The following is a 13,154-nucleotide window of genomic DNA, read 5'->3' on the forward strand; positions in this document are numbered from 1 at the left end:
ATCCGGCCATCCGGCCGTCGGGGCGATCGTGCGATCGGGGCCCGGCGGCGGTCAGGCTACGGCAGGGCCAGCATCCGCTCCAGCGCCAGCTTGGCGAACTCCTCGGTCTCCCGGTCGACCTCGATCCGGTTGACCAGCTTGCCCTCGGCCAGCGACTCCAGGGTCCACACCAGGTGGGGGAGGTCGATGCGGTTCATGGTCGAGCAGAAGCACACCGTCTTGTCCAGGAAGACGATCTCCTTGCCCTCGGCCGCGAAGCGGTTCGCCAGCCGGCGGACCAGGTTCAGCTCGGTGCCGATGGCCCACTTGGAGCCGGCCGGGGCAGCCTCCAGCGCCTTGATGATGTACTCGGTCGAGCCGACGTGGTCGGCCGCGGCGACGACCTCGTGCCGGCACTCGGGGTGCACGAGCACGTTGACGCCGGGTATCCGGGCGCGCACGTCCTCGACCGACTCCAGGCTGAAGCGGCCGTGCACCGAGCAGTGGCCCCGCCACAGGATCATCTTCGCGTCGCGCAGCTGCTCGGCGGTCAGCCCGCCGTTCGGCTTGTGCGGGTTGTAGAGGACGCAGTCGTCCAGGGACATGCCCATGTCGCGGACGGCGGTGTTGCGGCCGAGGTGCTGGTCCGGCAGGAAGAGCACCTTCTCGCCCTGCTCGAACGCCCACTCCAGGGCGCGCTGGGCGTTGGAGGAGGTGCAGATCGTGCCGCCGTGCCTGCCCGTGAACGCCTTGATGTCCGCGGACGAGTTCATGTACGAGACGGGCACGACCTGCTCGGCTATGCCGGCCTCGGTCAGCACGTCCCAGCACTCGGCGACCTGCTCGGCGGTGGCCATGTCGGCCATCGAGCAGCCGGCGGCGAGGTCGGGCAGGACGACCTTCTGGTCGTCGGAGGTCAGGATGTCGGCCGACTCGGCCATGAAGTGCACACCGCAGAAGACGATGTACTCGGCCTCCGGACGGGCGGCCGCGTCCTTCGCCAGCTTGAAGGAGTCGCCCGTGACGTCGGCGAACTGGATGACCTCGTCGCGCTGGTAGTGGTGGCCGAGCACGAAGACCTTGTCACCGAGCTTCTCCTTGGCCGCGCGGGCGCGCTCGACCAGGTCCGGGTCGGAGGGCGAGGGCAGGTCGCCGGGGCACTCGACGCCCCGCTCGCTCTTCGGGTCGGCCTCACGGCCGAGCAGCAACAGGGCGAGCGGAGTCGGCTGTACGTCGAGCTCCTTGGGCTGGGCGGTGGTCACGACACGCACCCTTTCTACTTTTCGTCGAATTGACGTTATCTATCATAACCCGCTTCGCGGCACTTTCACGATGGTCATTGCGTCGATGTGACGTGAATCCCGAAACACGGACCGCCCGCCGGACCGGTGTCGGACCGGAGGGCGCTGTCCGCTCCACCGCGGGTGTGCGAGCATGAAAGACAAGAAGAGGAAAGAAACGGAAACGCGAGTCCTCGGCCCCGGAATGAATCCGCGGTCCCGGCGGTTGGAAACGTCGGCAAGCAGTCTCCGTACAACCCGGGAGAGATGTAGATGTCCGTATCGGACGAGAAGACCACTGTCAGCGACGGCATCCTCCTGTCCGACGCCGCTGCGGCGAAGGTCAAGGCCCTGCTCGACCAGGAAGGCCGCGACGACCTGGCCCTGCGCGTCGCCGTTCAGCCCGGCGGCTGCTCCGGCCTGCGCTACCAGCTCTTCTTCGACGAGCGTTCGCTCGACGGCGACGTGGTCAAGGACTTCGACGGCGTCAAGGTGGTCACCGACCGCATGAGCGCCCCGTACCTGGGCGGCGCCTCCATCGACTTCGTCGACACCATCGAGAAGCAGGGCTTCACGATCGACAACCCGAACGCGACGGGTTCCTGCGCCTGCGGCGACTCCTTCAGCTAGGACTCGCCGGTTCCCCCGCGAACCGCAGCCGGCACATGAAGGCGGCGGCCCCCCTCCGAGGGGACCGCCGCCTTCGTCGTCCGCTCCACCAGGGACGTCCCGTCCGGGACATTCCCTCCGGGCCCGCTCCGGGTCCGCTCAGGGGTGGCTCCGGAGCCTGTCCGTACCGGGCCGCCCCCGAAGGGTCACCGGGTCTCAGGGAGCCGGGCCCCCGGCTTCTCCAGCGGCACGCCCGCGCCGTCCGAGCCGACCACCTTCCGGGCGCCCAGCGGTGCGTCCAGCTGCACGACCTGGTGGTACTCCTTGGCGATCATGATGCAGACCTTGTCCGGCCAGGGCGTCTGCGTCACGGTGACCTTCACCTCGTCCTTGCTCTCCGTCGCCGTCGCCTTGTAGTCGGCGCACACCCCGCCGGTGAAGCCGACGGTCAGCTCCCTGCCCTCGGCGGTGTAGCCGTCCACCCGCACGTCACGGGTGTCCGTGGAGCCGGACGGCCGCGGCGTGGGGGCCGACGTCGTGGCGGACGTGAGGTACGCCGGTTCGACGGCCGGCTGCGCCACGGTGTACCCGTCCGCATCCCCCGCCGCCTGCACGGCGAACAGCCAGGACGGCACGAGGACCTGCCGGCCGCCGGAGGTGTGCGGGGCCAGCCCGAGCACCGCGTCCTCGACGGTCGCCGTCTGCCGCTTCGGAGCGGACGTCGACGTGCCGCACGGGCTCTCCAGCCGGTCCTTCAGCGGTACCGGGCTGGCGCAGCCGCCGATGCCCATCCGATGGTCGGACCCCGGCGCGGCGTTCAGCGCGTCCAGCGCCTCCTGCGCGCTGACCAGGGGGTACGTGTCGCCCTTGGCGGGCGGCTTCAGCTGGCCGTTCCCGGCGACGACCTCGCCCTGCGCGTTGACGCCGAGGCCGGTCGTCCAGCTGTAGGTCGGCAGCCCGCCGACCACGGGGTCGGCGTTCACCATGCGCTGCGCGCCCATGGTCAGGCTCGCGTCCACCTTGGCGTCGTCCTGCCCGAGGGCCTTCAGGACCGGTGCGGCCGCCTTCTTCGCGGCCGCCTCGCTCACCGGTTCGTCGGTGGCAGGCGTCGGGGTCCCGGTGCACTTGTCGCTGAACGAGGTGCAGTTGTCGGCGCCCGGGGCGTACCGGGTGAAGGTCCACATGCCCGGCGCCTGGCGGTTCACCCGCAGCGCAGGCCCGGAGCTGTCGCCGGCGCCGATCCGCCAGGCCTCGCCGTCGGCCACCGGCGTGCCGTCGACCCCCAGCGCCTTCGCCAGCCGGGCCGCCTCGTCCGCCGTGACCGCGCCCTTCGCCCAGTACACGGGCGCGGAGTCGGGACCGTCGGGCAGGGTTCCGGCGGCCTTGTAGGTCACCCCGTGGGGGTCGGGCTCGCCGGGGGCGATGCCGTTCGAGGAGCCCTGGGAGGCGCCCGTGCCCCTGGCATGGTCGTCCAGGAGGAGCGCGGCGGGGGAGCCGTCGTCCGAGGGCGATCCCGAACCGGCGCCCCCACCCGAGCCGCCCGCCGCGCCCGCGGTCAGATACGCGCCGCCGCCGCCCACCAGCAGCACGGCCGCCGCGACGGAGGCGATGAGCAGGGGGGAACGGCGCCGGGGGCCGGGGACCGGCCATCCGCCGCCCACCGCGCCGACGACGGGCTCCGTGCGACCGGGGCCGCGTCCGGCGTCCGCCGCCGCGGGCTCGTCCGCGACGCCCGCCTCGTCCCGGGCCGCCCCGACCGGTTCGGCGGCCGTCGCGGTCTCGGCGTCGTCCGGGACGGCGGCCTGCGCCGCGGCGCCGGCCTTCTCCCGGGGCCCGTCGGACGCGACCGGCTCACCAGGGGCGGCGGCGCCCTTCCCGACGCTGACCCCGTCGGCCCTGTCCGGGCCGTCGACCGTGTCCGAGCCGCAGGTTTCGCCCGAACCCTCGACCTCGCCCGAACCCTCGACCTCGCCCGAGCCACCGGCCTTGTCGGAGCCGCCGACCTCGTCGGGACCGCCGGCCGGGGCGGAGCCGCCCGCTTCCCGCACGGCCCCGGCCTCCGCCGCGCCCTCGCCCGGAGCGGCGGGCTCGGCATCCGCCGGCCCGGCCTCCTCGGCCTCGTCGACCGCTTCGTCCTCGGCGCGCGCGTTCTCGGCGCGCGCCTCCCCGGGCTCGGCTTCCGCCGGCCCGGCGTCCTGCGCCTCGGCGGAAGACGTGTTCTCCGGCTCGCGCGCGGCGTCGTCGTTCTCGGGTCGCTCGGTGTTCACCGCATCGCTCCTTCGGCTGCCCTGCTGTCGTACCCCGCATCCCCTTCACGAGGGACGCCGATGGGACGCGACAGGGGAGCGCGCGGTTCCCTTCCGCGCGCCCTACCGAAGGAAATACCGGGGGACTTCCCCGGGAGCCACCCGGAGTGATCCGAACGGCAGGTCCCAGCCCTAGTTGCCGTAGTCCGGCATCGCCTCCAGCAGCCGCGCCGACGTCGCGGGAACGTTCACGCCGTGGATGAGCGACGGGGAGACCGGGCGGGAAGCGACCTTCTCCGGGGCGGTCCAGTGCGGAGCCATCCGGGCGCAGTCACCGCGCAGCGACGCCAGGTCGCCGTCGAGGTCGGCCGGAACGGGGGCGTGGACCTTGAGGTTCGTCATACTCGAACGGTAGGCACGACGTGGCCCGCGAAGAAAGATCTACTATCGGGTAGTTTCCGCTGCTGCAGTGGCGCGAGCCGACCGGGTAGCGTGAACTGTCAATCCCCCTCCCCTCAGGAGAGTCCACGCCGTGCGCATCGCAGTCACCGGCTCCATCGCGACAGACCACCTCATGACGTTCCCCGGCCGCTTCGCCGACCAGCTCGTCGCGGACCGCCTCCACACGGTCTCGCTCTCCTTCCTGGTCGACAACCTGGACGTGCGCCGGGGCGGCGTGGGCGCGAACGTCGCCTTCGGCATGGGACAGCTCGGCACCGGCCCGATCCTGGTCGGCGCCGCGGGCGCGGACTTCGACGAGTACCGGGCCTGGCTCGACCGGCACGGCGTCGACACGGCCTCGGTCCGCATCTCGGAGACCCTGCACACCGCCCGCTTCGTGTGCACCACCGACGCCGACCACAACCAGATCGGCTCCTTCTACACGGGCGCGATGAGCGAGGCCCGGCTGATCGAGCTGAAGACGGTCGCCGACCGCGTGGGCGGCCTCGACCTGGTCCTGATCGGCGCCGACGACCCGGAGGCCATGCTCCGGCACACCGAGGAGTGCCGGTCCCGGGGGATCCCCTTCGCCGCCGACTTCTCCCAGCAGATCGCCCGCATGAACGGCGACGAGATCCGGATACTGCTGGAAGGCGCCTCGTACCTCTTCTCCAACGAGTACGAGAAGGGACTCATCGAGTCCAAGACGGGCTGGTCGGACGCCGAGATCCTGGCCAAGGTCGGCCACCGCGTCACCACCCTCGGCGCGCGCGGCGTCCGCATCGAGCGCGCCGGCGAGGACCCGATCGAGGTCGGCTGCCCGCAGGAGGAGGCCAAGGTCGAGCCCACCGGGGTCGGCGACGCCTTCCGCGCCGGCTTCCTCTCCGGCCTGGCCTGGGGCGTCTCCCACGAGCGGGCCGCACAGATCGGCTGCATGCTCGCCACTCTCGTGATCGAGACGGTCGGCACCCAGGAGTACCAGCTGCGCCGCGCCCACTTCATGGAGCGCTTCACCAAGGCCTACGGCGACGAGGCGGGCGCCGAGGTCCGCAAGCACCTGGCCTGACTCAGGACAGCCGGCGGACCACGTAGGCGACGCCTCGGTCCGCCGGCTCCTCACCGGCGTACTCCTGCCCCCGCATCTCGCACCACGCGGGGATGTCGAGCCGGGCCGCCTCGTCGTCGGACAGCACCCGCACCGTGCCGCCCACCGGCACGTCCCCGATGACCTTGGCCAGCTCGATGACCGGGATAGGGCACCGCCGCCCCAGCGCGTCCACCACGAGCGGGTCCGCCACGCGTGCGTCCGCCACCGGTGCCTCCGCCACCGGTGCCTCCGCCGCCGGTGCGTCCCCGGCGGGCGGGACCTCGCGCGGCTGCGCAGGACCGGGCTGCGGCGCGCCGAGTTTCTCCCGCACCGCCGCCACCGCTCCCGGCAGCACGTCGAGGAACCGCTCCACGTCGTCCGAGGCCGTTCCCGCCGGCAACGAGACCCGCACGTTTCCCTCACTCAGCACCCCCATCGCCCGCAGCACGTGGCTGGGCGTCAGCGTGCTGCTGGTGCAGGACGATCCGGACGACACGGAGAAGCCCGCCCGGTCCAGCTCGTGCAGCAGCGCCTCCCCGTCCACGTACAGACAGGAGAAGGTGACGATGCCGGGCAGCCGCCGACGCGGGTCCCCGACCACCTCGACGTCCGGGACGAGGTCCGCCACCCGCGCGCGGATCCGCCCCGTCAGCTCCCGCAGCCGGTCCGCCTCGGCCGCCGCCTCGGCCCGCACCGCACGCAGCGAGGCCGCCGCGGCCACGATCGCCGGAAGGTTCTCGAACCCGGCCGCCCGCCCCGACTCCCGCTCGTCCAGGGGACCCTGCGGCGCGAACCGGACGCCCTTGCGCACGACGAGCAGCCCGACGCCCGACGGCCCGCCCCACTTGTGCGCGCTGGCCGCCAGCAGCGACCAGGGGCCCTCCACGGCCGCCCACCCCAGCGACTGGGCGGCGTCCACCAGCAACGGCACCCCCGCCTCCCGGCACAGCTCGGCCACCGCCGCCACCGGCTGCTCGGTGCCCACCTCGTGGTTGGCCGACTGCAGGCAGGCCAGCGCGGTGTCGGAGCGCAGCGCGTCGGCGTACGACTCGACGGCCGCCGCGCCGGTCCGCGTCACCGGCGTCCGGGTCACCGCCCCGCCCTCCGCCTCGAACACCTCGGCCGAATGGAGTACCGAGGAGTGTTCGACGGCAGACACGATCAGGTGACGTCCGACCCGCCGGCGACCCGCCAGCGCGCCCGCGATCCCGGAATGCACGGCCCGCGTCCCGGAGGACGTGAACACCAGCTCGTCCGGCCGGCAGCCGACGGACTCGGCCGCCGCCTCCCGCGCCGCGTCCAGCAGCATGCGGGCCCGCCGTCCCTCCCGGTACAGCCGGGCGGGATCCGCCCACCCCTCGTCGAGCGAGGCCGACAGGGCCTGACGGGCGACGGGATGCAGGGGAGCGGCGGATGCGGCGTCGAAGTAGGACACACCCCAACCGTAGAACGTACGGGAGCTGAGAAGGGGCGCGGGGAACTGCGCGAACGGCCCCCACCGGCCCGAAGTCGCCATACAACCCGCATTGACGACCTATTAGGCGCCCGTCCCCACCCCTTCGGGGTGACCGGCGGCGCGTATGCCACCCTCCCCGCGACCCCCCGGAGGGCGTCGGCTAGGGTTTGGTCCGCATAAACATCCAAACCCCTGCCCGACGCAGGGCGGCGACCGACCAGCGAGAAGGCAGGCCGCAGCCAACCGCGCGGGCGAGACTCTCGGGAAGGCGCTACGTGAGTCCCAACGGCTCCGACCGCTCGCCGCGGCGCCCGATGCGGCGGAAGCTGCTGCAGGCAATGACCGCGGGCCTGGTCCTGGCGACCGCCACCGGTTGCACATACAAGGACTTCCCCCGCCTTGGTATGCCCACCCCGGTCACAGAAGAGGCTCCGCGGATCCTCTCCCTGTGGCAGGGCTCCTGGGCTGCCGCGCTGGCCACCGGCGTGCTGGTGTGGGGCCTGATCCTGTGGAGTGCTTTCTTCCACCGGCGCAGCCGCACAAAGGTCGAAGTTCCTCCGCAGACCAGGTACAACATGCCGATCGAGGCGCTGTACACGGTCGTCCCCATCATCATCGTCTCGGTGCTGTTCTACTTCACGGCGCGCGACGAGTCGAAGCTGCTGAGCCTCGAGAAGAAGCCCGACGTCACGGTCAACGTGGTGGGCTTCCAGTGGAGCTGGTGCTTCAACTACATCGAGAACGTCGCCGGTTCCAGCGGGGACGCGAAGACCGACGAGAACCTGGCCGCGATCCCGGACCGGTACAAGAAGGACTTCCCGGCCGACGCGGGCGGCGTCTACACCTGCGGCACCCCCGGTGAGCGGAACCCGCAGACCAACAACCCGGGCCCGACCCTCTGGCTCCCCAAGGGCAAGACGGTCCGCTTCGTCCTCACCTCCCGGGACGTCATCCACTCCTTCTGGGTGGTGCCGTTCCTCATGAAGCAGGACGTCATCCCGGGTCACACCAACTCCTTCCAGGTGACCCCCAACCGCGAGGGCACCTTCCTGGGCAAGTGCGCCGAGCTGTGCGGCGTCGACCACTCCCGGATGCTGTTCAACGTGAAGGTCGTCTCTCCGGAGCGCTACGAGCAGCACCTGAAGGACATCGCCAAGAACGGGCAGACCGGTTACGTTCCGGCCGGCATCGAGCAAACGAGCCCCGAGAAGAACCGGGAGTCGAACGTCCTGTGAGCATCCTCAACGAACCCCAGGGTGCCTCCGCAGCTGAGGACTCGTACGAGAACGAGCTGCCGGTCAGGCGCAGGCAGCCCGGCAACGTCGTGGTGAAGTGGCTGACGACCACCGACCACAAGACCATCGGTACGTTGTACCTGGTCACGTCGTTCGCGTTCTTCTGCATCGGCGGCGTCATGGCGCTCCTCATGCGCGCCGAGCTCGCCCGTCCGGGCCTGCAGATCATGTCGAACGAGCAGTTCAACCAGGCGTTCACGATGCACGGCACGATCATGCTGCTGATGTTCGCGACGCCGCTGTTCGCCGGCTTCACGAACTGGATCATGCCGCTGCAGATCGGCGCGCCCGACGTGGCGTTCCCGCGGCTGAACATGTTCGCCTACTGGCTCTACCTGTTCGGCTCGACCATCGCCGTGGGCGGCTTCCTCACCCCGCAGGGTGCGGCCGACTTCGGCTGGTTCGCCTACTCCCCGCTGTCGGACGCGGTCCGCTCGCCGGGCATCGGCGCCGACCTGTGGATCATGGGTCTGGCCTTCTCCGGCTTCGGCACCATCCTCGGCGCGGTCAACTTCATCACCACGATCATCTGCATGCGCGCACCCGGCATGACGATGTTCCGCATGCCGATCTTCACCTGGAACGTGCTGCTGACCGCGGTCCTGGTCCTGCTGGCCTTCCCCGTTCTCGCCGCCGCGCTGTTCGCGCTGGAGGCGGATCGGAAATTCGGGGCACATGTCTTCGACGCGGCCAACGGCGGCGCGTTGCTCTGGCAGCACCTCTTCTGGTTCTTCGGCCATCCAGAGGTGTACATCATCGCCCTGCCGTTCTTCGGCATCATCTCCGAGGTCATCCCGGTCTTCTCCCGCAAGCCGATGTTCGGCTACATGGGCCTGATCGCCGCGACGATCTCGATCGCCGGCCTCTCCGTGACGGTGTGGGCGCACCACATGTACGTCACCGGCGGCGTGCTGCTCCCGTTCTTCTCCTTCATGACGTTCCTCATCGCCGTCCCGACCGGCGTGAAGTTCTTCAACTGGATCGGAACGATGTGGAAGGGCTCGCTGTCCTTCGAGACGCCGATGCTGTGGGCGACGGGCTTCCTCATCACCTTCACCTTCGGTGGTCTGACCGGCGTCATCCTGGCCTCGCCGCCGATGGACTTCCACGTCTCCGACTCGTACTTCGTGGTGGCGCACTTCCACTACGTCGTCTTCGGCACGGTCGTCTTCGCGATGTTCTCCGGCTTCCACTTCTGGTGGCCGAAGATGACGGGCAAGATGCTCGACGAGCGGCTCGGCAAGGTCACCTTCTGGACGCTGTTCATCGGCTTCCACGGCACCTTCCTGGTCCAGCACTGGCTGGGCGCCGAGGGCATGCCGCGTCGTTACGCGGACTACCTCGCCGCCGACGGGTTCACCGCTCTGAACACGATCTCGACGATCAGCTCGTTCGTCCTCGGTCTGTCCGTGCTGCCGTTCTTCTACAACGTGTGGAAGACCGCCAAGTACGGCAAGCCGGTCGGCGTCGACGACCCGTGGGGCTACGGCCGCTCCCTGGAGTGGGCCACCTCCTGCCCGCCGCCGCGCCACAACTTCCTCACCCTGCCGCGGATCCGCAGCGAATCCCCGGCGTTCGACCTGCACCACCCGGAGATCGCCGCGCTCGAGCAGCTGGAGCACAGCGGCCACGGCGCCAGCGCCATCGCGGGCAGCAAGGAGGCCGGCAAGTGAAGATCCAGGGCAAGATGTTCGTCTGGCTGAGCGTCTTCGTCCTCGCCATGGCGGTCGTCTATGGCGTGTGGTCGAAGGAGCCGGCCGGCACCACGGCGCTCTTCCTGGCCTTCGGCCTGTGCATCATGATCGGCTTCTACCTGGGCTTCACCGCCCGGCGGGTCGACGCGGGCGCACAGGACAACAAGGAGGCGGACGTCGCCGACGACGCCGGTGAGCTGGGCTTCTTCAGCCCGCACAGCTGGCAGCCGCTGTCGCTCGCCATCGGCGGCGCCCTGGCCTTCCTCGGTGTCGCGGTCGGCTGGTGGCTGCTCTACTTCTCCGTCCCGATGATCATGATCGGTCTCTGGGGCTGGGTCTTCGAGTACTACCGCGGTGAGAGCCGCACCCAGTAGCACGCGCTGAACGCGGCGAGAGCCCGGACACTCCGTCAGGAGGGTCCGGGCTCACGCTTTTGCCGCAGCCGGCGTGCTCCGTCCGTGTCACTCAGCGCGCCGCCGCGGGGGCGGCTCCCTAGCGTGAAGCCATGAGCCACCAACCCCGCCCCCGCACCGTCGTCGGCTGCACCCTGCTGGTGATCGCCCTGGGCGCGGTCGCCACCGGCTGCGGCTCCGACGGCAACCCGCTCTCCGCGCGCCCCTACGACGCGACGGACCAGATCTCCTTCAACGCGCCCGACGGCGACGGCAGGAAGGCCGACCCGGACAAGCCCCTCGAGGTCACCGCCGACGACGACCGCATCACGGACGTCACCGCCGTCGACTCCACAGGCCGCTACGTCGCGGGCCGACTCTCCGCCGACGGCAGCCGCTGGCACAGCACCGAGCCGCTGGCCGCAGGAGCCCACTACACGGTCAGGGTGAGCACCGAGGACGACGACGGGGCGCCCGGCCGCCGGGTCCTCACCTTCGACACCGGCAAGCCCACCGTCAAGAAGCGGCTGGCAGTGGAGTTCGGCCCCGAGGCGGGCGAGTACGGCGTCGGCCAGCCCGTCGTCGCCAAACTCGACCAGCCGGTCAAGGACCCCGCCCAGCGGGCCGTCGTCGAACGGGGCCTGAAGGTCGACTCGACGCCCTTCGCACAGGGCGGCTGGCACTGGGTGGACGACAAGGAGCTGCACTACCGCCCCAAGGAGTACTGGCCCGCCCACGCCACCGTCCGCGCCCACAGCAACCTGGACGGCATCAAGATCAGCGACCGGCTGTGGGGCGGCCCGGTGAAGGAGCTCAAACTGACCACCGGCGACCGGGTCGTCGCCGTGACGGACGCGTCGACGCACTCCATGACGGTGTCCAGGAACGGCCAGGAGATCAAGCAGATCCCCGTCACCACCGGCAAGCCCGGCTTCGACACCCGCAACGGCGTCAAGGTCGTCCTGGGCAAGGAGTACTACGTACGTATGCGCGGGACCACCGTCGGCATCGCCGAGGGCTCCGCGGACTCGTACGACCTGCCCGTCTACTACGCCACCCGCGTCACCTGGAGCGGCGAGTACGTCCACGCCGCCCCCTGGTCCGTGGGCTCCCAGGGCTACGCGAACGTCAGCCACGGCTGCACCGGCATGAGCACGGCCAACGCCCAGTGGTTCTTCGACAACATCCGTCAGGGCGACGTCGTCCAGGTCGTCAACAGCAACGGCGACACCATGGAGACGTTCGGCAACGGGTTCGGCGACTGGAACCTGGACTGGGCCCGCTGGACCAAGGGCAGCGCGCTGACGGGCGCCAAGCAGAAGACACAGGCGGAGACGGCGCGGCTGAGCCCGGCGGCGGTGTGACCCGCCCGGGGCGCGGGGCCGACGGCGAACCGCGCCCCGCCCCCCGAGCCGCTACGCGCTCTGCTGGAGGGCCTTCGTGCGCAGCAGGGCAGCCAGCGACCCCGCGAACTCCACGGGCTCCACGGGCAGCGTCACAGCCGCGTCAGCGCGGCTCCAGGTCGCGAGCCACGCGTCCTGGGGCCGCCCGATGAGCAGCAGCACCGGCGGACACCGGAAGATCTCGTCCTTGAGCTGACGGCACAGACCCATGCCGCCCATGGGAGCGGTCTCCCCGTCGAGGACGACGACGTCGATGCCGCCCTTCTCGAGCTCCCGCAGCACCGCAGGCGCCGTCGCGCACTCCACGAACTCCACCAGGGGGGCGTCCGGCGCGGGCCTGCGGCCGGTCGCGAGCCGCACCTGCTCCCGCGTGTTGGCGTCGTCGCTGTAGACCAGCACCGTGGCGGTCGCCTGCATGCTTCCTCCGTGACATCAGCGTCGTACGGACAGAACCGATGCCGCGGATGCTACTCCCTCACCCACCTCGTCCACACCGCCTGGAACACCACTTCGATGGGCCATCCGGGCAGTACACACGGGGCGATCACTCCGAACGGCACCCCCCGGAGTGAGGGCGGGATAAGGGACCGACATAATGTCGGTCGTGGCGACAGCAACGACAGTAGAAACCGGGCACGCGCACCCGTCGGTCAATCGGCCGAACCTCACCAGCGTCGGAACCATCATCTGGCTGAGCTCCGAGCTGATGTTCTTCGCGGCCCTCTTCGCGATGTACTTCACCCTGCGATCGGTGACGGGTCCCGATCACTGGAAGGAGATGGCCGAGGCCCTGAACCTCCCGTTCTCGGCCACCAACACCACCATCCTGGTGCTCTCCTCCCTCACCTGCCAGCTCGGCGTCTTCGCCGCCGAGCGCGGTGACGTGAAGAAGCTCAGAATGTGGTTCATCGTCACCTTCATCATGGGTGCGATCTTCATCGGCGGTCAGATCTACGAGTACACGGAGTTGGTCAAGAAGGACGGGCTCTCGCTCTCCTCCGACCCGTACGGCTCGGTGTTCTACCTGACCACCGGCTTCCACGGCATGCACGTGACGGGCGGCCTCATCGCCTTCCTGTTCGTCCTCGGGCGCACCTACGCGGCCAAGAGGTTCACCCACGAGCAGGCGACCGCGGCCATCGTCGTGTCCTACTACTGGCACTTCGTCGATGTCGTCTGGATCGGCCTCTTCGCCACGATCTACCTGATCAAGTAGCCGGGCCCGCTCCCGCACCTCCACAAGCATCGACGCAGAAGATCCTGACACCGGGG

The 13,154-nt window shown here is 70.4% G+C and carries 12 protein-coding genes; 7 read left to right on the forward strand and 5 right to left on the reverse strand.

The window, feature by feature from the left end; genetic code table 11:
* Nucleotides 1-56 precede the first annotated feature (56 nt).
* Nucleotides 57-1,250, reverse strand: coding sequence for a quinolinate synthase NadA (nadA, locus tag ACH4ZA_RS13195; RefSeq protein ID WP_319278881.1), 1,194 nt, complete (start codon nucleotides 1,248-1,250; stop codon nucleotides 57-59).
* Between the two features lie 282 nt (nucleotides 1,251-1,532).
* Here nadA and ACH4ZA_RS13200 point away from each other — a divergent pair, with 282 nt between their 5' ends.
* Nucleotides 1,533-1,889, forward strand: coding sequence for an iron-sulfur cluster assembly accessory protein (locus ACH4ZA_RS13200; protein WP_018848827.1), 357 nt, complete (start codon nucleotides 1,533-1,535; stop codon nucleotides 1,887-1,889).
* A gap of 185 nt (nucleotides 1,890-2,074) precedes the next feature.
* Here the strand turns inward: ACH4ZA_RS13200 and ACH4ZA_RS13205 are convergent, their stop codons facing one another.
* Together ACH4ZA_RS13205 and ACH4ZA_RS13210 are read right to left on the reverse strand one after the other, a co-directional pair.
* Nucleotides 2,075-4,135 carry a hypothetical protein gene (locus ACH4ZA_RS13205; protein ID WP_398429398.1) on the reverse strand — a complete coding sequence of 687 codons (2,061 nt, stop codon included), beginning with the start codon at nucleotides 4,133-4,135 and terminating at the stop codon, nucleotides 2,075-2,077.
* Nucleotides 4,136-4,306: 171 nt separating this feature from the next.
* Nucleotides 4,307-4,516 (reverse strand): hypothetical protein, encoded by a 210-nt coding sequence (locus tag ACH4ZA_RS13210; RefSeq protein ID WP_319278879.1) that lies wholly within the window; start codon nucleotides 4,514-4,516, stop codon nucleotides 4,307-4,309.
* A 130-nt stretch (nucleotides 4,517-4,646) separates the two neighbouring features.
* On the opposite strand from ACH4ZA_RS13210, the gene ACH4ZA_RS13215 reads away from it, so the two are divergent.
* Entirely contained in the window at nucleotides 4,647-5,621 is a 975-nt protein-coding gene (locus ACH4ZA_RS13215) for a carbohydrate kinase family protein (RefSeq protein WP_319278878.1), read from the forward strand.
* 1 nt (nucleotide 5,622) lies between these two features.
* On the opposite strand, the gene ACH4ZA_RS13220 is transcribed toward ACH4ZA_RS13215, so the two are convergent.
* On the reverse strand, nucleotides 5,623-7,077 hold the full coding sequence (locus ACH4ZA_RS13220; protein ID WP_398429400.1) for a cysteine desulfurase/sulfurtransferase TusA family protein: 1,455 nt from the start codon (nucleotides 7,075-7,077) through the stop codon (nucleotides 5,623-5,625).
* Between the two features lie 296 nt (nucleotides 7,078-7,373).
* Here ACH4ZA_RS13220 and coxB point away from each other — a divergent pair, with 296 nt between their 5' ends.
* The 4 genes from coxB (at nucleotide 7,374) to ACH4ZA_RS13240 (ending at nucleotide 11,843) form a co-directional block, all read left to right on the forward strand.
* The gene (coxB, locus tag ACH4ZA_RS13225; protein ID WP_319278876.1) at nucleotides 7,374-8,333 is read left to right on the forward strand and encodes a cytochrome c oxidase subunit II; all 960 of its coding nucleotides are present in this window, start codon (nucleotides 7,374-7,376) and stop codon (nucleotides 8,331-8,333) included.
* Nucleotides 8,330-10,066, forward strand: a complete 1,737-nt coding sequence (gene ctaD, locus ACH4ZA_RS13230) for a cytochrome c oxidase subunit I (protein WP_319278875.1) — start codon at nucleotides 8,330-8,332, stop codon at nucleotides 10,064-10,066. The genes coxB and ctaD overlap by 4 nt, the downstream gene beginning before the upstream one ends.
* Nucleotides 10,063-10,461 carry a cytochrome c oxidase subunit 4 gene (locus tag ACH4ZA_RS13235; protein ID WP_319278874.1) on the forward strand — a complete coding sequence of 133 codons (399 nt, stop codon included), beginning with the start codon at nucleotides 10,063-10,065 and terminating at the stop codon, nucleotides 10,459-10,461. The genes ctaD and ACH4ZA_RS13235 overlap by 4 nt, the downstream gene beginning before the upstream one ends.
* Before the next feature lie 131 nt (nucleotides 10,462-10,592).
* Nucleotides 10,593-11,843 (forward strand): Ig-like domain-containing protein, encoded by a 1,251-nt coding sequence (locus ACH4ZA_RS13240; RefSeq protein ID WP_319278873.1) that lies wholly within the window; start codon nucleotides 10,593-10,595, stop codon nucleotides 11,841-11,843.
* A gap of 51 nt (nucleotides 11,844-11,894) precedes the next feature.
* Here the strand turns inward: ACH4ZA_RS13240 and ACH4ZA_RS13245 are convergent, their stop codons facing one another.
* A complete protein-coding gene (locus ACH4ZA_RS13245; RefSeq protein WP_319278872.1) occupies nucleotides 11,895-12,299 on the reverse strand; it encodes a hypothetical protein in 405 nt (134 codons plus the stop codon).
* Between the two features lie 178 nt (nucleotides 12,300-12,477).
* Between ACH4ZA_RS13245 and ACH4ZA_RS13250 the strand changes: the two genes are divergently transcribed.
* Nucleotides 12,478-13,098, forward strand: coding sequence for a heme-copper oxidase subunit III (locus ACH4ZA_RS13250; RefSeq protein WP_057579930.1), 621 nt, complete (start codon nucleotides 12,478-12,480; stop codon nucleotides 13,096-13,098).
* Nucleotides 13,099-13,154 lie beyond the last annotated feature (56 nt).

It is taken from the genome of Streptomyces sp. NPDC020597 (assembly GCF_044335095.1).
Classification (GTDB): Bacteria; Actinomycetota; Actinomycetes; order Streptomycetales; family Streptomycetaceae; genus Streptomyces.